The 23699-nt window shown below is 38.4% G+C and carries 21 protein-coding genes and 1 tRNA gene; 10 read left to right on the top strand and 12 right to left on the bottom strand.

Annotated features, from left to right (window positions below; all coding sequences use genetic code 11):
• Window positions 1-5: 5 nt before the first annotated feature.
• Both HVN35_08765 and HVN35_08760 read left to right on the top strand, forming a co-directional pair.
• Window positions 6-872, top strand: a complete 867-nt coding sequence (locus HVN35_08765) for a hypothetical protein (GenBank protein ID NYB52633.1) — start codon at window positions 6-8, stop codon at window positions 870-872.
• 31 nt (window positions 873-903) lie between these two features.
• A complete protein-coding gene (locus HVN35_08760; protein ID NYB52632.1) occupies window positions 904-1338 on the top strand; it encodes a hypothetical protein in 435 nt (144 codons plus the stop codon).
• Here the strand turns inward: HVN35_08760 and HVN35_08755 are convergent.
• The 5 genes from HVN35_08755 to HVN35_08735 all read right to left on the bottom strand — a co-directional run bounded on the left by HVN35_08755 (window position 1331) and on the right by HVN35_08735 (window position 4840).
• Entirely contained in the window at window positions 1331-1486 is a 156-nt protein-coding gene (locus tag HVN35_08755) for a hypothetical protein (protein NYB52631.1), read from the bottom strand. The genes HVN35_08760 and HVN35_08755 overlap by 8 nt on opposite strands.
• 41 nt (window positions 1487-1527) lie before the next feature.
• Window positions 1528-1638: a hypothetical protein gene (locus HVN35_08750; protein ID NYB52630.1), complete on the bottom strand. Its 111-nt coding sequence runs from the start codon at window positions 1636-1638 to the stop codon at window positions 1528-1530.
• 448 nt (window positions 1639-2086) lie between these two features.
• A complete protein-coding gene (locus HVN35_08745; GenBank protein NYB52629.1) occupies window positions 2087-3247 on the bottom strand; it encodes a pyridoxal phosphate-dependent aminotransferase in 1161 nt (386 codons plus the stop codon).
• A 217-nt stretch (window positions 3248-3464) separates the two neighbouring features.
• A complete protein-coding gene (gene radB / locus HVN35_08740; protein NYB52628.1) occupies window positions 3465-4163 on the bottom strand; it encodes a DNA repair and recombination protein RadB in 699 nt (232 codons plus the stop codon).
• A gap of 50 nt (window positions 4164-4213) precedes the next feature.
• Window positions 4214-4840: a threonylcarbamoyl-AMP synthase gene (locus HVN35_08735; GenBank protein NYB52627.1), complete on the bottom strand. Its 627-nt coding sequence runs from the start codon at window positions 4838-4840 to the stop codon at window positions 4214-4216.
• A 277-nt stretch (window positions 4841-5117) separates the two neighbouring features.
• Here HVN35_08735 and HVN35_08730 point away from each other — a divergent pair, with 277 nt between their 5' ends.
• The 3 genes from HVN35_08730 to HVN35_08720 are packed head-to-tail and all read left to right on the top strand — an operon-like array spanning window position 5118 to window position 7957.
• A complete protein-coding gene (locus HVN35_08730; GenBank protein ID NYB52626.1) occupies window positions 5118-5513 on the top strand; it encodes a hypothetical protein in 396 nt (131 codons plus the stop codon).
• A gap of 38 nt (window positions 5514-5551) precedes the next feature.
• Complete coding sequence (locus HVN35_08725; GenBank protein NYB52625.1) at window positions 5552-6040, top strand: hypothetical protein; 489 nt, start codon at window positions 5552-5554, stop codon at window positions 6038-6040.
• Window positions 6041-6094: 54 nt separating this feature from the next.
• Window positions 6095-7957: a DNA polymerase gene (locus tag HVN35_08720; GenBank protein ID NYB52624.1), complete on the top strand. Its 1863-nt coding sequence runs from the start codon at window positions 6095-6097 to the stop codon at window positions 7955-7957.
• A 473-nt stretch (window positions 7958-8430) separates the two neighbouring features.
• Here HVN35_08720 and HVN35_08715 read toward each other — a convergent pair.
• A tRNA-Leu gene (locus HVN35_08715) sits at window positions 8431-8513 on the bottom strand.
• A 164-nt stretch (window positions 8514-8677) separates the two neighbouring features.
• Here HVN35_08715 and HVN35_08710 point away from each other — a divergent pair.
• On the top strand, window positions 8678-10480 hold the full coding sequence (locus HVN35_08710; protein NYB52623.1) for a PAS domain S-box protein: 1803 nt from the start codon (window positions 8678-8680) through the stop codon (window positions 10478-10480).
• A 538-nt stretch (window positions 10481-11018) separates the two neighbouring features.
• Here the strand turns inward: HVN35_08710 and HVN35_08705 are convergent.
• A complete protein-coding gene (locus tag HVN35_08705; GenBank protein ID NYB52622.1) occupies window positions 11019-12197 on the bottom strand; it encodes a GHMP kinase in 1179 nt (392 codons plus the stop codon).
• A 140-nt stretch (window positions 12198-12337) separates the two neighbouring features.
• Window positions 12338-13864 carry a trehalose-6-phosphate synthase gene (locus tag HVN35_08700; GenBank protein ID NYB52621.1) on the bottom strand — a complete coding sequence of 509 codons (1527 nt, stop codon included), beginning with the start codon at window positions 13862-13864 and terminating at the stop codon, window positions 12338-12340.
• Between the two features lie 620 nt (window positions 13865-14484).
• Here HVN35_08700 and HVN35_08695 point away from each other — a divergent pair.
• Both HVN35_08695 and HVN35_08690 read left to right on the top strand, forming a co-directional pair.
• Window positions 14485-15063: a CDP-alcohol phosphatidyltransferase family protein gene (locus HVN35_08695; protein ID NYB52620.1), complete on the top strand. Its 579-nt coding sequence runs from the start codon at window positions 14485-14487 to the stop codon at window positions 15061-15063.
• A 35-nt stretch (window positions 15064-15098) separates the two neighbouring features.
• On the top strand, window positions 15099-15341 hold the full coding sequence (locus HVN35_08690; GenBank protein NYB52619.1) for a DUF357 domain-containing protein: 243 nt from the start codon (window positions 15099-15101) through the stop codon (window positions 15339-15341).
• 112 nt (window positions 15342-15453) lie between these two features.
• Here HVN35_08690 and HVN35_08685 read toward each other — a convergent pair whose 3' ends face one another.
• Complete coding sequence (locus HVN35_08685) at window positions 15454-15687, bottom strand: hypothetical protein (protein ID NYB52618.1); 234 nt, start codon at window positions 15685-15687, stop codon at window positions 15454-15456.
• A gap of 184 nt (window positions 15688-15871) precedes the next feature.
• On the opposite strand from HVN35_08685, the gene HVN35_08680 reads away from it, so the two are divergent.
• Both HVN35_08680 and HVN35_08675 read left to right on the top strand, forming a co-directional pair.
• Window positions 15872-16123, top strand: coding sequence for a hypothetical protein (locus HVN35_08680; protein NYB52617.1), 252 nt, complete (start codon window positions 15872-15874; stop codon window positions 16121-16123).
• 206 nt (window positions 16124-16329) lie between these two features.
• Window positions 16330-17001 carry a DUF434 domain-containing protein gene (locus HVN35_08675; protein NYB52616.1) on the top strand — a complete coding sequence of 224 codons (672 nt, stop codon included), beginning with the start codon at window positions 16330-16332 and terminating at the stop codon, window positions 16999-17001.
• A gap of 363 nt (window positions 17002-17364) precedes the next feature.
• Here HVN35_08675 and HVN35_08670 read toward each other — a convergent pair whose 3' ends face one another.
• The 3 genes from HVN35_08670 to HVN35_08660 all read right to left on the bottom strand — a co-directional run bounded on the left by HVN35_08670 (window position 17365) and on the right by HVN35_08660 (window position 23698).
• Complete coding sequence (locus HVN35_08670) at window positions 17365-18462, bottom strand: fructose 1,6-bisphosphatase (GenBank protein ID NYB52615.1); 1098 nt, start codon at window positions 18460-18462, stop codon at window positions 17365-17367.
• A gap of 349 nt (window positions 18463-18811) precedes the next feature.
• On the bottom strand, window positions 18812-19822 hold the full coding sequence (locus HVN35_08665) for an isocitrate/isopropylmalate dehydrogenase family protein (protein ID NYB52614.1): 1011 nt from the start codon (window positions 19820-19822) through the stop codon (window positions 18812-18814).
• A 150-nt stretch (window positions 19823-19972) separates the two neighbouring features.
• The gene (locus HVN35_08660; GenBank protein NYB52613.1) at window positions 19973-23698 is read right to left on the bottom strand and encodes a PAS domain S-box protein; all 3726 of its coding nucleotides are present in this window, start codon (window positions 23696-23698) and stop codon (window positions 19973-19975) included.
• Between the last annotated feature and the right edge of the window lies 1 nt (window position 23699).

Raw genomic sequence — 23699 nt, 5'->3', positions numbered from 1 at the left:
ATAAGATGGAATTTAGAAATATTTTGAGTTTAATGTTTAAGTCACCAGCAAAGCTTAAAAATGAACAGGAACGAAGAATCCAATTCTTATCTTCTTCTATTTTTCTCTTTATATTTTTTTATGTTTTAAGCTACCTTTTTGTAGGTGTTTTAATGAAATTAGATTATTTCCCCTTTTTTTTATCTCTTTACTTTACTTCTATATTGGCTAATTATATTGGTACTTACTATTGGAAAGTTCTAGATGAAAAATACAGTATGTTGCCTACTAAATCAACATTTTCATATTCATATCAAGGATATGTTATGATTTTTGTTTTATTTTCTCCAATGTTCTTTTTTGTAATGTTATCTCTTGGTTTAACATCTGATAATTTCTTTTTTGGGTTAGGTGGTGCTGTTGCACTAGTTTACCCGATTTTAGGAATGTTTATTCGAATTAAAACATTTAATGATGATAGTATAATAATTCCTACAGGGAAAGCAGTTTTACCTGATAAAGTAGTTTTACCGGACGGTAAGGAACTTTCTTCTGGTAAAAAGGAAGTTACTGAAACGGTTAGGGGTTTTGGTTTTATGCCTATTTCTTACTGGATTCTTGCATCGGCTGTAGGTTTATATACTGTTGGTCGTGGGTTTTCAGGAATACAATTACACTTCACCAACGGAACTCCATCTTTAGAGGCGGCTATCTTCTCTATCTTTTTAGGTTTACTATTGCAGACGCTCTATTTGTTCCCAGACAAACTAAACAAAGTAGTTCCAATTGAATTAAGAACTAAAAAAGGATTCTTATTCATGTTTATCTTGGCCTTTGTGTTAGTTGGAGTTTCGCAGTTTTTAATTGGGATTGTCACCATTTTAACTTCCTAAAACCAAACCTAATAGATAAAATTGAGATTAAATGAGCATGATTACAAACCACAAGTACTTCAAAGATACTATAACTACTTACTTCAAGTATCCAGGTGATTCTGTGAAGATTAAGGTTGAAGACCCAAATACTCATATTTTAACTGATCTCAATTTTGGTGTGCCTATCTTAAGGGAAAGTACTATGGTCTACGCCAACGGAGGATACTACCACACCTACGGCGAAGACCCCCTCAACCCCACATCTAGCTTATACAAAGATGCAGGATACGAAGGAGTTAGAAGCTTTGCCATGGTCACCACCAAAGTCACCGATGAAATACTACAATACTGGTTAGACCAAAAAGACAAAACAGACAGTAATAGAACTCTCCTCTATGCGAATGGCTTTATGAAAGCAGCTTATGGAACATTCCTCTCATCCTTACTGATGATTAAGTATCATTTATGGTTGTTGATCAGCTGATTTTTATAGCCCTAACCTGCCCTAACCTCAGCAAATTTCGTTTTATCATCACGAAGGAAGTCTTCATATTCCTTAACTCCCAAAATTCAATATTCTCATACATAGCATCAACGGTATCCTGAATATAATCCCCAATCTCCCTTTTCATAGATAAACAACCTCTTTAATATTTGATTCCCTATTCTGGTTCTAATGCGGGTTTTCCACCAGATCCACTTTAATACCGAAAAGATAACTCAAATGGTTTTCTATCTCCACATATTTTAAAAGACCAATACCCACATCTTGCTCAAATTCCATCAGAATATCAAGATCACTATCTAAATTGGCCTCTACTTTTAACCCAAAGCCAGATAGGGTAATATTATTTAAGTCAGTAACTCCTTTTCATTTTTTTAAGGATGTTTCTGACTTCAGTAAATGTTTTTTAATAGCCATAATCATCAATCTGATCATTTAAATTTTATTCACTACTCAATGAAATAACAAAAAACCATTAAACCTCATTCTGTTTATTCAGGATAACAGAAGAATTCATGATGGTACATCAACATAGATCACACTATGAATGACCCCATGAACGATTCAGAGCCAAATAGAAAGAAATACTCACATGGACTTAGTTAAGAATGGGAAAAATATAAAAACTAATTTTATTGCTATTCTTTTAAAATAATTAGATAAAAAGAAGGAAAAACTTATTTTTATTACTATTTGTTAAAATAATAAATTAAAAGAATAAAAAAAATTATTTAGAAGTGTTAAGGGCTTCCATCCCTTCCAAGAAACATTCTGCGAAGAATTCCACCTGAGTGGTGGGTATGGAGAAGCTCACCCTGAGGTAGCGGTGTCCAAACAGTTTACTAGTGTAAGATCCTTCTCTGGCAAATATCTTACGCTCTATGAGATAATCAGCCATTTCCCGGGGTGTGACTCCTGTGTCGATCATGTCTATGGCCATCATGTTTCCATCAGAGGGGTATACTGCGATGTGGGCTCCATCCACTTGGTCCACAGCTTGTTTGATGATGTCCTGGTTCTGGCGGGTGATTCCTTTCACCCGGTCTAGCCATTTAGGTTTGGATTCTATGGCTGCCATGGCACCGTTCTGAGCTACCAGGTTGGTTCCCAGGTCGTTGATAACTATGGAGCGTATGCTGTTGATTATTTCCGGTACCCCGATTATGGCGCCTATTCTCAGACCAGCCATTCCATAGATCTTGGAGAAGCTGTACACAGTTACGGTGTGCTCAGGACAGACTTTGGCCATGAGTTCATGTTCACGTGCAAAATCACGGTAGGTGATGTCATGTAACAGGTAGATATCATGATCTTCAGCAATATCCTTGAAGTCCTTTCTCTCCTCCTTGTTGTAGGATGATCCCAGAGGGTTAAGTGGATCAACCAGGGATATCAGTTTGGTTTTCTTATCCAAATTCTCCCTTACCAGTTCAGGGGTGAGTTTATAACCACATTCTGGGTTATAGATGGGTACTGATTTAACATGGTCCCCGAATCTGCTGGCAAAATTGTCAATAATCAGGTATCCTGGGTCGCATGTGATGGTGTTATTTTCTGGTTCTAATATGTCATTGGCAGACAGATATAGCGACTCTGTGGCCCCTGCAGTTATCAGGATATCATATTCACTACCCAAACCCAAGTCTTCCATTACCAGTTCTTTGAGGCGTGGGAAGCCTTCTGGTGGGGGGTATTTGCAGTAGTCATTGTCCCGGATGCTGGCCATCATAGCTTCCATGATCCCGTCCTTATCATGGAGATGGTTGGTGTTTTGACCCATCCAGATCATGTCCGGGTCATTATAAACATAGTTAAAGAATTCATTGGCTGTTTTGAATCCTTTAGGCAGTACCTTGGCTGCTTTAGCGTACTTTTTGGGTGAAATCATGTCTCTCACAACACACTTCAAATATCATTATCTTTTAGAGTAAAATAGTAATTTAGAAGTACCATAAGAAAATTTTAGGATGTCTATGATGGTAATCGACTAAATACTGTTGAATAATGTGAATAAGATTTTTATGAGTTATTTAATATTCTAAATCCTATGACTTTATTATTATATCATTGGTTATATCATCAACTAATTTAAAAGTATCTATACCCTACTTGAGACCACTATCCACGATTCTAAAACGGGTGCGCAGCCCTTCAGGTCGGCTGCGATGTCTTTTAAGTATGGCGTATCTTTCCCCATTAACATCTCCTCTCTCCAATTCAACCATAATTTTGCTGCGGTATTTTAAAATAGTACCTCCCACAGGTTCTACCATCCCTTCACCTTCAAAACTGGCGTATACCTGGTTGGTGATCACCACTGCTATGTCATGTTTTCGAGCAATTCTGGTGAGTATTCCCATCTGTCTTCCCAGTTCCAGGTTAATCTGGGATGAATCACCGTCACGAACCCTGTAAAGGGCTACAGCAGAGTCCAGGATGATAAGTTCAACTGGTTCTCCTGATTCTACCATTTTTTCAATTCTGCGGAGGACTGTGTCCTGTTCTGTGAAGGTGGATGGTTCGAATACTATTATGTTAGATGCTAGGGAGCTGAAATCCGTGCCAGATATCTGTTTAACTCGTTCTATGGACAGACCACCCTCTGTGTCCACGAATATTCCGTTTTTACCACTCTTTGCATTTTGAACCAGGAGGTTCAGGGCTATGTTGGTCTTGCCAGATCCTGGAGGTCCGTAAAATTGTGTGATGCAACCTTTTTCAACCCCACCGCCAATGAGAGAATCGATAGGGGAAGATGTGGGTATTTTGCCCTTTTCTTTCATGTTAGATAGAATTTTTGACATGCAATCCTCATTTTATATCGATTTTATATTAATGCTATTTACTTTTAAATTTATAAGTTCTTATTTATACATCTAAACAGTTTTTCCATGCCTGCTCCTTCCCTTAATATGCGTGGGGGGGTGGCTGTAAGATCCACCACAGTAGAGGGCAGCCCACCAGGAGAGGGGCCGGAGTCAATGATGATATCCGGATGATCATCAAGTTCCCTGTGTGCTTCCTGGGCTGATACAGGGGAAGGATTACCTGAAAGGTTAGCACTGGTGGTGGTGATGGGAAATTCCCTGGATAGTTCCCTGCAAATATTATTATCTGGTATTCTAATACCTACTTTATCTGTTCCTCCAGTGATCTGTAAGGGAACATGTTCCTTCTTGTTTAAAATAAGAGTGTAGGGTCCAGGGAGGATCTTCTGTATAAAACCTCTCATCTTTCCATTAACAAGGGCTATTTTCCAAATATCCTCAACACTGGCAAGACAAACAGAAACTGGCTTGTCCTGTGACCTTTTTTTCATCTGGTAAACATTTAAAACTGCCTTGTGGCTGAATATGTTAGCTCCTAAACCGTACACTGTGTCGGTGGGGTAAACAACTGTTCCACCAACTCTCAGTACATCCAGGACTTTTTCTATTTTTTCCTTCTCTGGAATCTCTGCATTTATTTTAATAATCTTCATCTATTCTCCCTATCAGAATTTATATAATCATATAATTTTTTTAGGTTTCTTAGACCTTAGATTTTTAGATTTTTGAGACTTTAGATTTCTCATAAAAAGTAAATCTCTGATAACTTGTAAACCATCTTTATGTAATGTGTTCTCTAACACCTTATGGAATATGTTGAGTTGTTCAGTAAAATAATATTGCATTACTTTTCTTGTGCTCTCTACCTAAATCCCTATCACTACTACCACCATAGTATTTCACCCCAAAAAAAGATTATGAGGTGACAAGATGAGGGCCAGTCAGGGTGTTCCCAGTGGTAGGAAAGTGATGTTGTATCATCCAGAATTGTTCTGTGAATATGAAGAAGTTATTATTTATCCCCAAAGAGAGTTTAAGAGGAATTTTATGACCATTAAAGACCATGTCAATTATAGTTTTTTAATGGACTGTCAATTTGGAATAAGAGAAGAATGGCAGATCATGGGGTACTGGCTAGCCATCTTAGAACGTGTTAATATGATCGAAATAGGAATGAACCAGTTTTTCAGTGCCAGAGAATCCCAGTCATGCCTTGATTCATACTTATATGCTGAATTTAGTGATGAAACCATAAACCTAGATGGGGAGATTTCAGAATCTCTAATTCAAGTTCATACAAAGCCTTTGAGTTTTGATTGGTTTTAGATTTAGGATGGAAACTTGGAATAAGGGTTGAAGTTTAGATGAGGTCCAGTTATGGTACCGTTGATCAGAAGAAAGTCTTAGCCTACAAACCACAGCTATTCCAGAGGTCAGAAGATCTGTTAATTTTTCCGGGTAGGGACTTTCACAAATGGCAAAATGAAATCCTGGAATTAATAGAAGGCATCTACCAGATAAACGCTAAAAACTGCGAAGAGGGGTGTTTGATGGATGTTGGAGATTTTAATTTAGCAATGGGTGTCTTAAAAATTATTGATAGGAAACTTGATAACATTTTCAACCCATCACAGAGTCTTGATTTCAATTACCATTATGTTTCCCTGATGGACGAAAAGTACAAAAAGAGGAAACCAGTTCTTTATGGACGGTACAGGTACAAGATAGACCGGAAGGTGTTTAAGATATCCCCAAGATTAAAGCACATCCATCTGATGGAAATTGTGGATTATGCCAGTAAGTTGTGGTGGGAGGAAAGCAAAAAAAGTCCGAAAATGGTTAAAAAACAGTAGATTTGAAATTATCTGACTATATACTCCAGGATCCTACCTTGAGGGTGATTCATAATGGTTTTAAGAGGAGGAATATCTGAACCCGCTATATCTGACCCTACTGAAACCAGGAAATTCGTTCTACTGGACATTGATTACATCACCCAGAACAGTGAAGCAGTTATCAGATTATTCGGTAAACTCCTAGGAGAAGACCCGGATGAAGAATGGGACAGAAGAAGAAATAGAGAAACTAGGCATATAATCGCCCTGGATAAGAACTTCAAACCGTATCTATATGTTATTCCCTCTGATAATTCTGATATTGATATCTGTATTGGTGAGTTAAGCGAATTAAAATTTAAAGGAATTATAGGGTTGGAAAAAGTCTGCAGGAGTGATTCAGGTGAATTAATAGAGGTTCTGAAAATTACCTTAAAACATCCCCAAAATATCCCCAAAATAAGGGAGAAAATAAGGAATTTTCCATCAGTTAATGATATTAGAGAATATGATATCCCCTTTTACCGCAGGTACCTCATAGATAAAGGATTATCCCCCATGAATGTGGTAGAGGTGCAGGGTAAGGTTTTATCGTTTAGGTCTTCAACCTGCATCTTTCAAGTGGAAAATACACCCCTGATGCTGGATGAAAGTTTACCCGCCTTCTCTTTGTTAGGTTTTGATATTGAAGTTTACAGTCCACATGGAATGCCCCAATCTGACAGAGATCCCATAATCATGATAAGTTTCTCCAGTAACCAAGGATTTCAGAAAGTTTTCTCCACCAAAGATTCATCCCCAGACTTTGTAGAAGTTGTGAAGGGTGAGAGGGAACTTTTACAGAAATTTGTGGAAACTGTTAATTCTATTAAACCCGATTTTATTTTAGGATACAATTCAGACGGATTTGACTTTCCTTACCTCAGGGATAGGGCTTCACATTTAGGTGTGCCTCTTCGTTTAGGGGTGGATGGCTCCAGACTCAAATTCACACGTGTAGGTGTAAGTAACTCTGCCATGATCAGGGGCAGGATCCATATTGACCTTTACCCCAACATTCGCCGTTATCTTCACTTGAACCATCACACACTGGAACATGTTCACAGGGAACTTTTTGGAAAGGGAAAAATGGACATTCCCAAGAAGGATATTCACATTTACTGGGAGGAAGGTGGGGATAAGCTGGAAAAACTTTTCAGGTATTCCCTGGATGATGCGGTGTCAGTTACCCAGATAGGAGAGAAGATGTTACCTCTCAGTATAGAATTAACCAGAATTGTGGGCCAGCCCTTATTTGAAGTAGCCAGGATGGCGTCCGGCAGGCATGTGGAATGGTACCTAATTAAAAAATCATTTGAATACGGGAATTTGGTGCCTAATAAAGCCTCATCTTCCGAGTTATCACAACGGGAAGGTATACATGTTGTAGGAGGTTATGTTAAAGAACCGGTGAAAGGTTTGCACCAGGATATTGTCTACTTTGATTTTAGAAGCCTGTATCCCAGTATAATAATTTCCAAGAACATCTCCCCAGACAGTCTCATCCATGATAGTGAAGATAACTGCCATATAACACCAGAATACGGGCATAGATTTCGAAAAACACCGGTAGGTTTTATTCCATCTGCTATGGGCGAAATTCTGGAGGATAGAATGAGAGTTAAATCCCTGATGAAAGAATCAGAAGATAAAAGACAGATTCAGGTTCTGAACGTGCAACAAGAAGCATTGAAACGGTTAGCCAACACTATTTACGGACTTTATAACCACAGCTCATTCAGATGGTATAGCTTAGAATGTTCCGAGGCCATAACTGCCTGGGGTAGGGATTTTCTTAAGAAAACCATGGGAGACTCTGAAAAGCAAGGTTTTAAACCAGTTTACGCTGATACTGATGGATTCTTTGCAATTTATGTTGGAACAGATGATAAATAGTCGAATCCCTAATACAAAACTCCCAGAATACCCAGGGTAAAAGTAACATAACCTCATCAAGTGATAACCGGTTACTTGAAACAGGGATGATGATCTACCAGAATATGTATAAAGATGCATCAGAGGGACAGGGAACATTTCAGCATGATTGGTGGTTGTTTGATTGCCAAAGAAGGGCCTCTCCAAAGAATGGTCTCTTTTATATTCAACAAAAACCCTGGATAATCCCATGAAGAGGGCAACTAGCCAACATCAGAAATAATGTATAGTATACAAAAAAATAATGCATAGAAATATATGCGATATGCTATGATGGCTCAAATTAAAAAAAAAGACCATGGGGCTGAATGGGAAAAGAATATCCTTAAAAGAGGGTGGGAAATTAACATCAATCTAAGACACTATCCTATCTAAAACTACTGGAGAAAACTAAACCCATTACGGTAGAAGTTAAACCTTTTTTTTGAAAAAAGTGCAGGGGAAGGGATTCGAACCCTTGAAGGCCTACGCCAGAGGATCTTGAGTCCACCCCCTTTGTCCACTCGGGTACCCCTGCATGTAGCACTGATAATAACAGATGATTTATCAGTTTACCTTTTTCTAATCAATTAATACTTTAATACTATGTAATAAATTAATAATTTACCATGACTGATAAATGAAATTAATCGAGTGTATTATATTATAGTACAAACAGAATACAAATATATGGTAATGGCCATGTCAGATGTTACAATATTACTTTTTGGAGATAAATCCGCTGAGGATATAAAACTAATGCTGGAATCATTGGAATGCCAAGTTGTTTATGTTGTCAGTGCAGAAGAAGCCGTTGGGAAGATAAGAGAATTAACACCGGATCTTATTTTAATGTACCTAGGGGGGGATGGAATTGAGGCGGTTTCAGAAATGGAAAACCTTGAAATACCCCTTATTTTTTTATCTGATCACCATGATCAATCAATAACCCCTCTTCTATCTAGAAACATGACCTATGGTTATCTGGTTAAACCCTATGATGAAGACCAGCTGAAATTTACCATTGAAATGGCTCTTTCTAAAAAAGAATTAGAAAGAAAACTTCAAGAAAGTGAAGATCGGCTTAAAGATAACATGGACCTGGCAAAACTTGTTTACTGGGAATATGATATTGAAAAGGATATTTTTGATTTTAACGACCAGTTTTATGACCTCTATGGGACCTGCGCAGAGGAGGAGGGCGGTTACCAGATGTCTTCAGAGGAGTATGCAACTCGTTTCATTCCTCCGGAAGAGCAAGATGCCGTGGCAGTGGAAGTTGCCAAAGCCCTAGAAACTGATGATCCTGATTACTCCAGCTCAGTTCAGCACTGGATAATTCGTCCTGATGGTCAAAGGAGATTTATAATCGTGCGAATCAAAATCAGAACCGATGAAAATGGTAAAAAAATAGGGACAAAGGGAGTGAATCAGGATATAACTGAACTTAAAATGGCTGAAGAAGCTTTAAATGAAGCAGATCAGCGTTTAGCAGATATAATTGATTTTCTTCCCGATGCCACATTTGCCATTGACAGGAATGGGCGGGTTATATTCTGGAACCGGGCTATTGAAGAAATGACTTGGGTCTGGTCCGAAGAAATTCTGGGTAGAGGTAACTATGAATACGCTTTACCATTTTACGGTGTTCGTAGACCCACGTTAATTGACATGGTGAATTCACCAGAGGATGAAATTAAAAAAGAATACAGGAAGTTTGAAAGAAGGGGTAAAGTATTGACTGGTGAGACTGAAGTTATGTTGAAAGGTGAAACTAGGACTGTTTGGATTAATGCAGTACCCCTTGAGGATAGCAAAGGTAATTATGTTGGTGCAATTGAAGCCATTCGGGATATTACTGATTTGAAAAATGCGGAGAATGAGCTTAAAAAATCCCTGGAAGAGAAGGATATGCTCCTCAAGGAGATACACCACCGGGTTAAAAATAACTTGATGATTATATATAGCTTACTGAACCTCCAATCACAATATATAGAAGATAAAGAAGCTCTTGATGTTTTCAAAGAGAGTCAGAATCGAGCGAAATCCATGGCCTTAATTCATGAAAGGCTTTACCAGTCCATAGACCTTAAAAACATTGATTTCGGTGATTACATAACTACATTAACCACCGATCTGTATCATACTACAGTTTCTGATCCAGAACATGTGAAACTGGAACTCAATGTGGAAGATATTAAGATTGATATTAATATAGTAGTCCCCCTGGGACTGATTGTAAATGAACTGGTAACTAACAGCATGAAATATGCATTCCCTCCTGGTGAAAGTGGAATTATTAAAGTGGAACTCTACCGTGAAAATGATAAAATTGTTTTAAAAGTAAGTGATGATGGAATTGGATTACCAGAAGATATAGATTATAAAAATACCAGCTCATTAGGATTACAACTGGTTAACAATTTAACAGCGCAGATTGATGGGAAATTAGAGCTTGATAGAACTCATGGCACAACTTTCACCCTTATTTTCAAAGAAGAATAAACCCCAAGTGTTAAACTGGAGTTCAGATAAAGAAGATATTCCCTGTAAATAGATAAAGAAAATGTTTCCTGTGAATTTGAATTAAATAAGAAAATTAAAACTATAATCCACTGATCTGGTAAATGAGATTTCAAGATAGAGTCATCTACACTCTAAACCATTATATGAGGGATCTAATACGATTTTATGGTTACTATACTCTACCCCTCCCTGATTACCATTATCAAAGAGCCACAACATTTTTTTTATAGAACCACCCAGATCATCGAATATTTCCTCATTATGTATTTCAATCTGATAGTTTCAATCGGGTAGTTGTGGTCCTGGGCAAATGTTTCCATCCTTCGCTCGTAAATTTTCTCCAGGAAACTGTTTTATCAGTGCCATCCACCTTAACAAAACCACATCTGTGATTTGTTTTTTTGGTACTCTTTCATAAAATAGTAAACTCGTAAATAGAATGGAGATTTGAAAAAATTTATCCATAACAATTAAATCATGAGGATTAAATTAGGAAATTACATATGAAATTATTAGGTCAATCTAAATTAACATTACTGATTTCATGACCCTTAGATCGTATTTTGAATGGTATTTCCCGGTAATCTCCTTTAAGATCATCTCGCAATTCCTGCAAGTTGAGGGGATCTGGGGAGAATAAAAGAACTCCACCACCCCCACCAGCTCCCAAAGGGAAAATTGTAGAATTATAATGGTGTGCTCGTTCCAGTAAATCCCAGGAACTTGTCATGTAATCTTTACACAGTTTTATTCGTAAATCACGATATTTTTCTATGGATTTGAAAACATGATCCCACTTTTTAAGTCTCAATGCCTCACGATAGGTGTAGGCTAACTGCATCTTCTCTGAATGCAGTTTATATCCTTTTTCAGTTAAAAGTGCTGCCATCCATACTGCGTTAACATTGGCACTTTCACGGTGATGTCCTGAATGAAAAATAGCCATCCTTTCCTCCAAGAGACTGTATTCAGATGGTTTTAGGAGTTGGTATCTTAATGATTCACCGTATCCTGTGCCTGGATGGCCTGGTATTCCCCATGGGAACCATACATAATCTGTAACCCCACCAAAAATTACATTGGATTGTTCCTGGGTTCCGGTGATACTCAAACCCAATCCCTGTTCCAGTCGTGCTGCCATAGAAATGAGTTGGGTGCCGGTGAATGGCCTCCCTGCTAATTCATTAGCCAGGATGCAAACTCCAATGGTGGCGGTTGATGATCCTCCCAATCCTGAAGAGTGTATACCTTCCCTTAAATTCTTTAAAACAAACATAACCCCTTTGAGGTTGAATATTTCCATAATTTTAAGTAACCAGTTTTCAGCAATCGGGATCACTTCTCCAGGAGTGGCAGTGACCTCTGTCCCGTAATCAACAGATTTGACACCTATAAGGTCTGGTTCAAAGGGATATGCTTCGATTTTAGTCCCGGTGTTTATGGTTATGCCCACGGTTCTGGGAAGTTTCTCAGTCCATTTGCAGGCAGGATCATCTTTAACTGGTAATTCTGATATTTTCCAGGAGGGAAGATCGCTATCTGTTAGGTATGGTAATTTCCAGAAGGTTTGCTGAAATTCGTTTAAATCCAGGCTGGATCCCGGACCATCGATCCGGTTGTAGGCCGTGACACAGGGGATGGCCTTCCTCTTCAGGGCAGCTTCCAGTGATTCGTGGAGTTGAATTGACATTGAAATAGTCTCTCCCAATCCAAATATAACCTAATTACAAATATAATGATCTTACTGGGATAATCTTTTAAAAGGTGCTTTAAATCATGTATTATTACCGTGAATTTAAAGAATATGTTTTTCCCTATTCATCCTCACAGAAACATTTAATTCATCCGAATAGCTTCTCCACCCTTTTCTGATTTAAGTTTCTGTTTTTCCAGGATAACCCTCTCCATATCATTTAATTGATCACCCACCCATTTACTTAGATCATTTCTCTGGATGGCTGCCCTCGCCTCACTAAGGAGCTGGGATTTGGATTCTTCATCCATTAACAGAGCCGTGTCAATGGCCTCTGCAGTTTGTCTTAGATCGTAGGGATTAATGCATACTGCACCATCTTTTAACTCTTCATAACACCCGGCCCCGGTGGAAAGGACTAATACTCCATTGTTCTCATTGAGGACGCTGCCCTCCTTGGCCACGATGTTCATCCCATCCAGGATGGGGTTAACCATCAAGACATCGTATCTTTTTAAAAGAGCAACTACCAAGTCGTAATCTCCCCTACAAATGTATTTAATTGGCTCCCAATCTGGAGTACCATATTTTTCATTGATTTCTTTCACTATATCCCTTATATTATCAGTGTATTCCCTGTAAATCTTTATATCCTGTCTGGATGGCATTAAGGTGGCCACAAATTTAACCTTACCCCTCCAGTCAGGATACTTATCCAGGAACATGTCATAGGCCTGGAATCCCCGTATAATATTCTTGGATAGGTCTGCACGGTCGGTCCGGTAGATTAACTTGCAGTCCCCAATCATTTCATCCACTTCAACCTTCTTGGCTATGACTTGGGGGCTTTGACCGTGTCTGGTGAGTGTTTCTCTATCAATGCTAATGGGATAGGTTCTCACATGACAGATGTGGCCGTTATATAAAATATCTCCTGTTAAATCATCCACTGTAGCTTCGGGTAAAATCAGTTTAATGGTTTGCAGGAAATTGTTCATATAACGCGGGATATGAAATCCTAGAACATTGTTAGTGAGAATGCTGGTTAATATCTCGGTTTGCATGTAGTTGGGTAGCTGCTGGAATATTTCTGGTGAGGGGAAAGGTATGTGAACGAATTGACTCATGAGAACGTCAGGATGGTTCTCCCGTATCATTTTGGGTGTTAAATAAATATGATAATCCTGTAACATTACAATTGGTGTTTTATCTGACATGGAAATATCGTTCCCAATGGTCTCTGCAAATCTGGAGTTCACATAACTGTAGGAATCCCATGCCTGGTGTAGTTCATCATCCCCACAGGGTGAATAGGGTGAAAACCACATGGAGTGATGAATAAACCATAATAATGGATTGGCAAATTTTCCATTAAATTTATTATAAACATCTTCTTCTGTTTTGACGAATTGAACATAATATTCCGGGTTTTCTAATGGTACCGGTACTTTTCCATGGTATTTGTTGTTCATGTAATCATCGCATTCTCCAATGGCGGATGATACCCATGTGCCATGTGTTTTTTCAAGAAAGGGTATCATTGACCCTACTATTCCTCCGGCACCCCTTATCAGTTCTATTTTTCCAGTTTTTGCGTCTTTTTTAAATACTACTGGTCCTCGGTTAGAGGCTACGATTATTTCCTTGTCTTTTAGAAATTCCGTGTTCATTTTACTATTTCCTGTACTTTTGATAGTGGATGTAAATCTCTCCCACCAATTGAACTGAATAATGCAACTAAAACCATTAAATGGTACCCTTCAATTGGCACTTTAATGTCTCTGATTTTTGTATAGAGGTTGATTTTTGACCCTATTTAAAGATTTACTGTATTAAAAATTTAAAAAAAATATTATTACCAAAAAGAATAATGTTAATTGAACCTGATGTTAAGTTAAAAAATAGGGTGTAAATTAAACTATAGCATATGATGTTACTTAAAAAAGTAGAATATGAAATAACATGTATAAATGAATCAAGTCTGAAAACACTTTGTCCAAAATGCGAAACTATGATAAAATAAAAGGATAAATACAGGCACATTTCTGCCATAAGTGCAGAGAAAATTTTAGATAAGAATCCTGAAAGTAAAACCAAAATTACTGTACTTAATCGTGAGGATGGATATTTTAAGGAAAATCTTAATAAAAGTTTTATCTTAATAAAAGTTTTCTCCAAAAAAAAGTAATCCATATAGTAATACCCTAACCTAATACCTTCCATTAAAATTATAGATAATATTATAAAAACAAATGTAAACTTCTAAATTACCTAATGTGGTGTTAATACCATGCTCAACAAAGTAAGGCCCCAATTCCAGAAATTAATCACTCCCCTGGCCAGTAAAATCGGAGTGCATCCTAACATCCTCACCATCATTGGATTACTGGTGAGTTTATTGGCAGCATACGCATTCTCCCAGAAATACCTTCTTACGGGTGCCCTTCTCATACTCCTTAGTGGATTTTTCGATGTTATTGACGGGGCTGTGGCCCGGAACAACAACACCAAGAGCAAATTCGGAGGATTCCTTGATTCAACATCCGACCGATTTGCAGACGCCTTCATAATCATTGGAATCATATACGGAGGCTATGTTGACTGGTTCTGGGGAATTCTGGCACTTTTAGCCTCCATGAGTGTGAGCTATGTTCGTGCCCGGGCTGAAGTAGAAGGAATAAAATGTGACGTGGGAATTGCAGAGCGAGCAGAACGCCTCTTCATAATATTAGGCGGTGCATTTCTGGGATACTTCTTTAATCCCAACTTCTTCATGTCACTGGCCATTCTGCTAATAGTGATCCTGGGATACATCACAGTCGTGCAACGGATTTATCACTCCTGGAAAGAATTGAAAAACTTAAATTAAAAAAAATAAACATAAATAAACATTATTGTGGTAATATGGACGCGATAGAAAGAATAGAGAAGGATTTAGAGCTTTTTGGAAAAAATTTGGAAGAAATCGAGTCTGTAAAAGTCCATAGTAAAGAAGAAAAAATAGTAGAACTGGCCAAAAATTACCGGGATGATACCAGATATTACTTGGAACAGAAGGATTATCTAACTTCTTTCGGGTGCATAACCTATGCACACGGCCTTCTGGATGCAGTGCGCCTTCAGCATGACCTTATAATCAATGAATAAACCTTCCTAACCAGATATGCTCTATAAAAAATATCTAGGAAAAATAAAAAATTGTAAGACATGACAATAAATTCACCACTGCTTCCATGGAATCCCATGAAAATATCAGCGATTACTTGAACTTACCCAGTAATTGGAGGTAGATGCTGTTGTAAATGGGTGGATATACCTTACCTGTAGATTGTAATCTGGTTATAGAGCTGATTTTATAGTGCAGCCTGATTTTATACTGAATTTTCTGGTGGATTATTTCCACCATTACCAATCCTCTGACATCTACCAGCTCTCTGTCATGGAAAATACTGATTTTAAATGCTTCGACCCCAGCTTCGACCCCATTATTCAATAAAATCACATCAAAATATAACTACACTGAAAATTTATCGACGAGTAAGCTTAGAATAGAAAGATATGAATTTATTGGCACAGATATCATGCCGGACTATCCATCGAATTAGGGACCGATGCCAGCTGGAGGCTCCCTATGGTGAATTTCAAAAACAGCAGATAGGGTTTATTATCTTCACTTCATGGTTGGAAACGCCTTGAAGACTGGTTTAATTATGCAAAAACACTTCCCACCCTGGAATAAGAACTGGAAAGCCTCCCCACAACCAGAAGATGTGGAAAAAGCGGTTTATGTGATGCATATGCCTCGGGCATTTATGGGTTTGGATACTTACCGAGGAGGGGATGTTGGTTCCAGGCAACTTACAATTTCTTTAAAAACAAAAGCCTCATTTTCAATTCACAGTCATATACATAAGTTCCCCTCTAGATAAACCTATATAAGCCTAGATAAGCCTAGATAAGTGGTATCTGGAATTTTCGGATAAAAAATATCACCTATACAACGGGACAGGATGATAGATCTGGTATATGTGACTGGAATATGTGACTGGTAATCTGGATGATATGGAGTTTTAAAGATTCACTGATAAATGTAAGATTTAAGGATAAACAAAATAAATACATTAAGTAGATTCAGATGAATTTTCATGACCCTGCTCTAAAAGAGGCTAAAAAAGATTTTAAATACTTATTAGATCGTGGTTTTCCCAGAACCAGTGCTTTGAAGTTTGTGGGTGATCATTACCTCCTGGATGAAACCCAGAGAAACTATCTAAACCGCACTGCTTTTTCAAAGGAAAAAATGGATAGTCGAAAAAGTAAACTGGTTCTCCTATCCGATATTAAGAATAAATGTGTCCTGGTGGATGGTTACAATGTTCTCATCACCACAGAAACCATCTGCAGAGGAGAAGATGAATTTCTGTTCAAATGTGATGATGGAGTTACCCGGGATATTAAAGCCGTTTTTGGAAAATATAAAGAAAATAAGATCACCAGAGATGCTCTAAATTCTATTATCTCCCTTTTGAAGATTTTCAAACCAGCCAAGGTGCTCTTTTTCTATGACAGTCCGGTGAGTTTGAGTGGGGAGCTGGCCAGAACTACCCATGAGATCTTGAAATACCATCAAGTTCCCGGGGATGCACAAACATCTGCCCATGTGGACCAGGAACTCATCAGGTTATCCCGGGATCTGGAGGGCATAGTAGCTACCAGTGACGGTGTAATCATTGATAAAACCAAACACATCCTGGACATACCAGCTTATATTTCAAGGTTGGATAAAAAAAAGTTGAATAAACAATAACAATTAACCAATTGAATGATTTATTAGTAGCAAAGTCAATTAGAAAACCTGGGAGATGATTTATTATATTTGGATGGAAATAGATGAAAATAGATGGAATCTTTAATGGATTGTTATTAAAGACGGTTACATTAAAGATGATTATGATTCTAATTATGATTCATCAGGTCTAATTTTTTATTTTTGATGAGAAAATTTGATGAGAAAATACTCTAGAAAGAATTTTTATTCTCTTAAAAAGTTATAGTCACTAATAAATGATTTGAAGTTCCAAAAAAAAAGGTAATGGTTATTTTGGGGCTTTATATGAAGCTCCAAAATAATTGAAATCTCTGCTTATAAATCTCTACTAATTGTGGAGATTTATTCAATGTCTTCAAATCTGTTGCCCAGTTTTTCCATTACACCAGGTAGAGTAGTGTACTCCATCTCGTCAGCTGGTAGTCTGTGTGGTTCGAATGGGCCGTGTCTTCTCATGTACTCCGCAATGTCAGATGCTAGTGCTCTGGATCTGTCATATGCAGGGTCATCGAACATGTCAGCTGGTCCCACTAATTTTCCTTCAGCTAACTGGAATCCAAGGGCCATGACTCGTGGAGGTCCATCGAAACGAACTGGATAAGCGTTTTTCTGGGCTACAGGCATTAGTGGTCCGTTGTGTGATCCTCTCATCCATCCACCTACCAAGTGGGGGAAGGCAAATGGTTCCACAACTTCCCCTGCTGCGGGGAATCCGGATTGTGATCGTACAATAGCCACGGGATCGTCTTTTCCAACGTATTTACCAGCCATTAGGTTTAATCTTTCTGTGCTGATGGCTGCTGCTATTTCTTTATCATCCCTGCGGCGGATACGTTTTATTACGTAGCGGCTGATGGTGCCCAGAAGTGCCAGGAGGTCGTACATTTCATCAGGACATGTGAGAGTGACTTTTTTGTGTTCCATGACATCGAATACTTCGAATTCGAATCCATTGTGCATGGATGGGTCGATTACCAGACCTGCAGTGGTGAAGGGGTCTGCGAACATTTTAAACAGAGGCATGTTAAATGCACCTGGTTCAGTTTTGTCACAGCAGAAAACAACTACCGGGTCACTGGGTCTTTCCTTGAACTCCATCTCAGCACATCCAGGTCCCATACCTTTAATGTTCCCAGAGAATGTGTCTGAGAGAAGGTCCTGGCCGGCACCGTAAAGTTTGAGTTCTTTAGCAACTTCAGTTGCTTGGAGGAATGCATTCCAAGCCAGTTCGTGGATTTCCTCGTTTTCTTCACCCTGCTGGTGGGTCATGATGAGCTCGGTGTCATCCCCACAGTTGGTTACATAATAATCAATGAGAAGCTCTTCATCCTTTGCTTTTCCCAGAATTTCTTCACACTTTGCAAGTAGTGCAGGATGAGCTAATCCATGACCTGCTACACTTCCAACATCTGCCTTTATTACACTAATGGTGGTTTTCATAGTCTTTACACCTCTAAAAAAGTTATGAACATCTAAAACAATATTTTAAATGCTGAAAAAGGGTAGTTCTAATTAATATTGTTAACCAGTTTTCTAAAATGAAAACCAGGTTAAAAACAGCCATACACTGTTCTAATAGACCCTTTCTTATTAATGAATTATGATAAAGGGAGACATATAAAAGTTACTATATCTCCTTTTAACAGCCCTGCATGGACCTTTCTTTTCATTTAGGACTCTTAATGATTTATTATTCCCCCCAGGTTTAGTGGAAATAATGATTATTTTCATTCCATCTTATAGGACATCACTTAACTTCATCCCCACTGGTGAATTACTTAAATTTAACTTAAATTTCTTTGAAAATTTTTCCTACTGCTCGAGCCATCTCCAGGGTAGTGGATGCTCCCCCCAGGTCGGGTGTGAGATATTTACCATCTTCAAGAACCTTTATCAATGCCTGTTCCAATTTATAAGCCTCCTGATGCTCTCCCAGGAAATTGAACATGAGGCAGGCTGATAGTATCATGGCAGCAGGGTTGGCTATACCTTTCCCTGCAATGTCCGGGGCTGAACCATGCACTGGTTCGAATAATCCATTATCATCACCAATATTAGCTGATGGTGCCATTCCCAGACCTCCTACCAGTCCAGCTCCTTCATCTGATAGGATATCGCCAAAGAGGTTGGTGGTTACCATTACCTGGAACCGGTGGGGATCAGTGACTAGGAACATGGCAGCGGCATCCACATATAACTCATCAGCATCAATACCCTCTGAATCTTTATATTCATCTGCAATTTTCCAAAAGGATTCTCTGAAGACTCCATCAGTTTTTCTAAGCACGTTGGCCTTATGAACTGCAGTTACCTTCGTTCTTCCTCTTTTAAGAGCTTCTTCAAATGCCACCCGAGAAATACGTTCTGATGCCTTTCGAGTGATGACCCGTAGGGCAGTGGCCCCTTCTTCAGTGTATTCTTCGATTTGAGAGTAAAGACCTTCACTGTTCTCCCTAATAATTAATAGGTCCAGATCACTGTAAAGTGATTCTATCCCAGGATATGATTTTACTGGCCTTAAATTAGCATATAGTCCCAATTTTTTCCTGAGGGCTAATATAGAACCAGTGGCTTTCTTTTCCGGGACAGAGGTAACTGCTCCGAAGAGAGTTGCATCAGAATTTTTAGCCATTTCCACTGTCTCATCAGGGAGGGTAGTGCCTTCATCCTTAAAACAAGCATAGCCTGCCCTGGCTTCTTGATATTGTAATTTCAATTTAGAATCTTCCAAAATATTTAAGGTAGCCTCCATAACTTCGGGACCTATACCATCACCGGGTATTACTGTTATTTTGTACATATAAACCACACCATTTCATTAATTTAGAAATAATTGAACTTAAAAAGACAACCAACTTAAACAACAAACTTAATTTTAGAATTTGTTTTTAGTTTTAAGAATTTCTAGTTTTAAGAATAATAGTATTATCATTAGAAAATTATGATTTTATTAGTATTGTTCCTGGAATTTCACTATGAATTTAGTGCCCTGAGTCCTATCCAGTTCTATGGTTCCATCAATTTGCCCCACCAGGCTGTTCACTAACTGAAGCCCCAGAGAATCTGTTTTTTCGAAATCTAGTTCATCAGGCAATCCCACACCACTATCACTCACCGTGAGTATGTAGTCACCATTTTCTAATTGCAATTTTATACTGATTTGCCCTTTTTTATCATCAGGGAATGCGTATTTCATTGAATTGGATATGAGTTCATTCAGTATAAGACCCAGTGGGATTGAAGTGTTTATATCCAATAGAACAGTTTCTAAATCCATTTTAAGTTCAATCCGTCGAGGATCAACTGAATAGGTCCTGTATAAGTCATGGGCTAATGTTTTAATGTAGTCACTAAAATCTATTCTTTTAAGATCTCGAGACTGATATAATCTTTCATGTATCAGAGCCATGGACTTTGCCCGGGTCTGGGTTTCACGGAACAATTCCAAGTCATCCTTGTCTTTAATATAATCCGACTGCAGATTAAGTAAGCTGGATATAACTGACAAATTATTTTTCACCCTATGATGTATCTCTTTTAGGAGCATTTCTTTCTCTTTTAAGGATTTTTCTATCTTTTTTTCTGCTCTTTTGTTATAGAGTGCTTCTATAAAGGCCACAGCAAGTGTTTCCACCTGCTCCAGATCTTCATGATCATATCCCCCTTCCTTGTTGGCCAATCCAATGAGTCCGATGGTACTGGTCCCACGCTTTAGTGGTACTCCTAAAAATGAGTTGATTTGTGGATGGCCTTCTGGAACTCCTCTGCTATCTAGATCATATTCAGGATGGTTTACAATCTGCGATTTTCCCTGTTTTATAACTCTTCCCCAGTAACTAGTAATGTCCATTCCACTTGTAAGTTTTCTTGCTTCATCCTGTGGGATTCCACATTCAGCCCATCCCGGGTCAGTCACTGCCATGGTATCAGCTTTACCCTTCCTGTTTATCTCCATGATAAAACCGAACTGACTGGCTGTGAGTTCTTCAGCGGCTCTAATACAAATTAAAGCTACTTCTTCATCTTTTTTAACCTTCAAAGAGTCCTGCAAAACCTTATTAATAGATGTGGTTAGGATGATTTGTTTTTTAATCTTTTCTTCTGCCTTCTTCTTCTCAGTTAAATCTCGGATGATGGAAGTGAAGAAGATTTTTTTCCCGGATTTCCAGGAGGATAATGACATTTCAAAGGGAAATTCAGTTCCATCCCTTTTTAATCCAGTTGTTACCACAGTTTTACCTATAAGTCTGTGTTCACCACATTTTTTGAACTTATCCAGTTGTTTAAGATAAGTGCTTCTGAAACGGTGGGGCATGAGAATGGTGAGTGGTTTACCTTTTAACTCCCGGGGGGAGTAGCCGAATATGGTGGTCAGGCTGTTGTTGAAGAATCTGATAACACCATTAACATCAGTAGTAACCACAGCATCAACTGCAGACTCTGCCACTGCACGGAAACGTTCCTCACTCTTTTTTAGTGCAATTTCAGCTTTTTTATCTTCAGTTACATCCTCTAAAGTTTCCACTGCCCCTATTAAATTACCTTCAGAATCAGTTATAGGTGCTGCTGTAAAAAATATCCACTTCCCCCCTTCACCTATTGCTGGGAAGAAGTCCAGAGCTTCGTATGCGCCCTTAAAAAATTTCGACTTATTATATTTATCTTTATACCATCTTTTGAGGTTATTTAGATCTCCATCAACCAGTAAATCAGCCATGCATGGTCTTTTTTTATCATAAAAGGCTTTCCAATGGTTTCGAGTACCAATCATATCCTTGGCATCGATTCGGCTAAGTTCCTCCAGTGCTTTGTTCCAGTAAATTATCCGGTGGTGCTTATCAATTACAAATTTAGGGATGGGAGTGCCTTCCATGATTGAATTTAGCTGACTTTGACTGTCACTGAGCTGCTTCTCTGCTTTTTTTAGCTGTGTTATGTCTCGGGCAGCCGCGAATACTCCTAAAACTTCACCGTTCTCATCATGGTATACCGAGGCGTTGTAAATAACTGGAGTGGTATGTCCGTCTTTGTGTTGAATCCAAAGAGGGTAATCCCTTACCACACCCTCCCGGAAAACTTTCTCATAACCTTCCCTAGCTTTTTCGGGTTGGGTGAAATAATAAGAAAAATCCGTGCCAATAAGTTCATCTCTTGAGTAACCAGTAACATTTTCAGTAGCTCTGTTTACATCAGTAATCTTTCCATCTGCACCAATAGTAACCAAAGGATCAAGGCTTACTTCTATTAAGCTTCTGTTATAATCTCTAGCTTGTTTCAAAGTTTTTTCATTCTTTTGGTGCAAGGTTACATCCCGGGCCACTACCACAAATAATTCAGAACCACTGGAATCTGCCTCTTTTCTGGCTATGGAAAGTTCGAAACATTTTCGTCCGGTGGGAAGATCCAGAGAGTATATGGTGCCTTTATGCCATCCTTTCCTGGAGGCTTTTTCAATAGCCTGAAGGATTTTACTGGCTGCATCTTTAGGCAGTACTTCCCTGATTTTTTTACCCATGAAGACATCGGGAGGAACGTAGAGATCATCTATGTCTGGGGAGTAATAATCATAGATCCGCCCTTCAGCATCCACCTCAAACACTAAGTCCGGGATGGCCTTCAAAGTAGCTTCGAGCTTACTGTGAGATTCTTTAAGTTCGTTTTCAGTTATTTTACGTGCAGATATGTCTTTGACCGTGGCAAAAACTGCGCTTATGTTACCATCATCATCCTTCATTATTGAAGGACTTACAATAACCTGGAACTTTTCCCCATTCTTCCTTTGGAAGATAAATTCAAACTCACGATTATCACCTTTCAAAGTATTTTCAAAAGCAGTTTGAATGTTTTCATATTCTCCCTCAGGCCAGTAAATATGAGGAAACCCCTTTCCAATCAATTCTTCCCTTGAAAATCCAGTCATTTTGCAAAAAGCATCGTTAACATCCTGATGGACCCCATCTGCGTCTAAGACAATAAGCCCATCCCTCATGGATGAGAGTAGGTTTTTCCGGAATTTGTTAGCATCATTGTAAACTTTCAGACTTTTCATCCACTCTTTGAGAATTGATTTTGGAATATCAAATGGATATTCCTGAGGAGGCATGTAATAAAAATTTTCATATATTCTGGTTCCAATTACAACCATGGGGTGAGTTAATAAGACATTGAGAAGAATTTCAGGTTCGAATAATCTCATATCGTACTGACATATGGCTAAAGCCTTACTACTCCCGAAAAATTCGTTTAATTTGGCTTCGTATTCTATCAAGTGTTCTGATCCGGGTAATCCTTTAAGAACCCAGGACATCTCACCAGTAACCCTTAGTGCAGGGTAGCCTTCTTTGAGGGCTTTTTCTGTTTCCTCAGAAAGCATACTGATCATGCTATCTGGATCAAATACTCCACCCTTCATATAAGATTCATTTACAGTGAGGATTACCAGCTGCCCACTTTCAAGATAAGGATCCACATCAAAACCATCATTACCTAAATAATCAAGAACATCCTCTGAAGTGTGAGCATCAACAATGTAGAGGACCTTTTCATTTTTTTCCAAACCAAACCGGATGTAAGGTGTTAAAAGAGCTTTATGATCGTCATCATTTTCAAACAAAGAGCAGAGATGATCTCCTGGTTTCAAGTCTTCAATTTCATATATCTGACTTCTTTCTCCCATT

Source organism: Methanobacteriaceae archaeon, assembly GCA_013403005.1.
Classification (GTDB): domain Archaea; phylum Methanobacteriota; class Methanobacteria; order Methanobacteriales; family Methanobacteriaceae; genus Methanobacterium.
The sequence above is the reverse complement of the archived record's forward strand: the minus strand, read 5'-3'. Positions and strand labels throughout refer to the sequence as shown.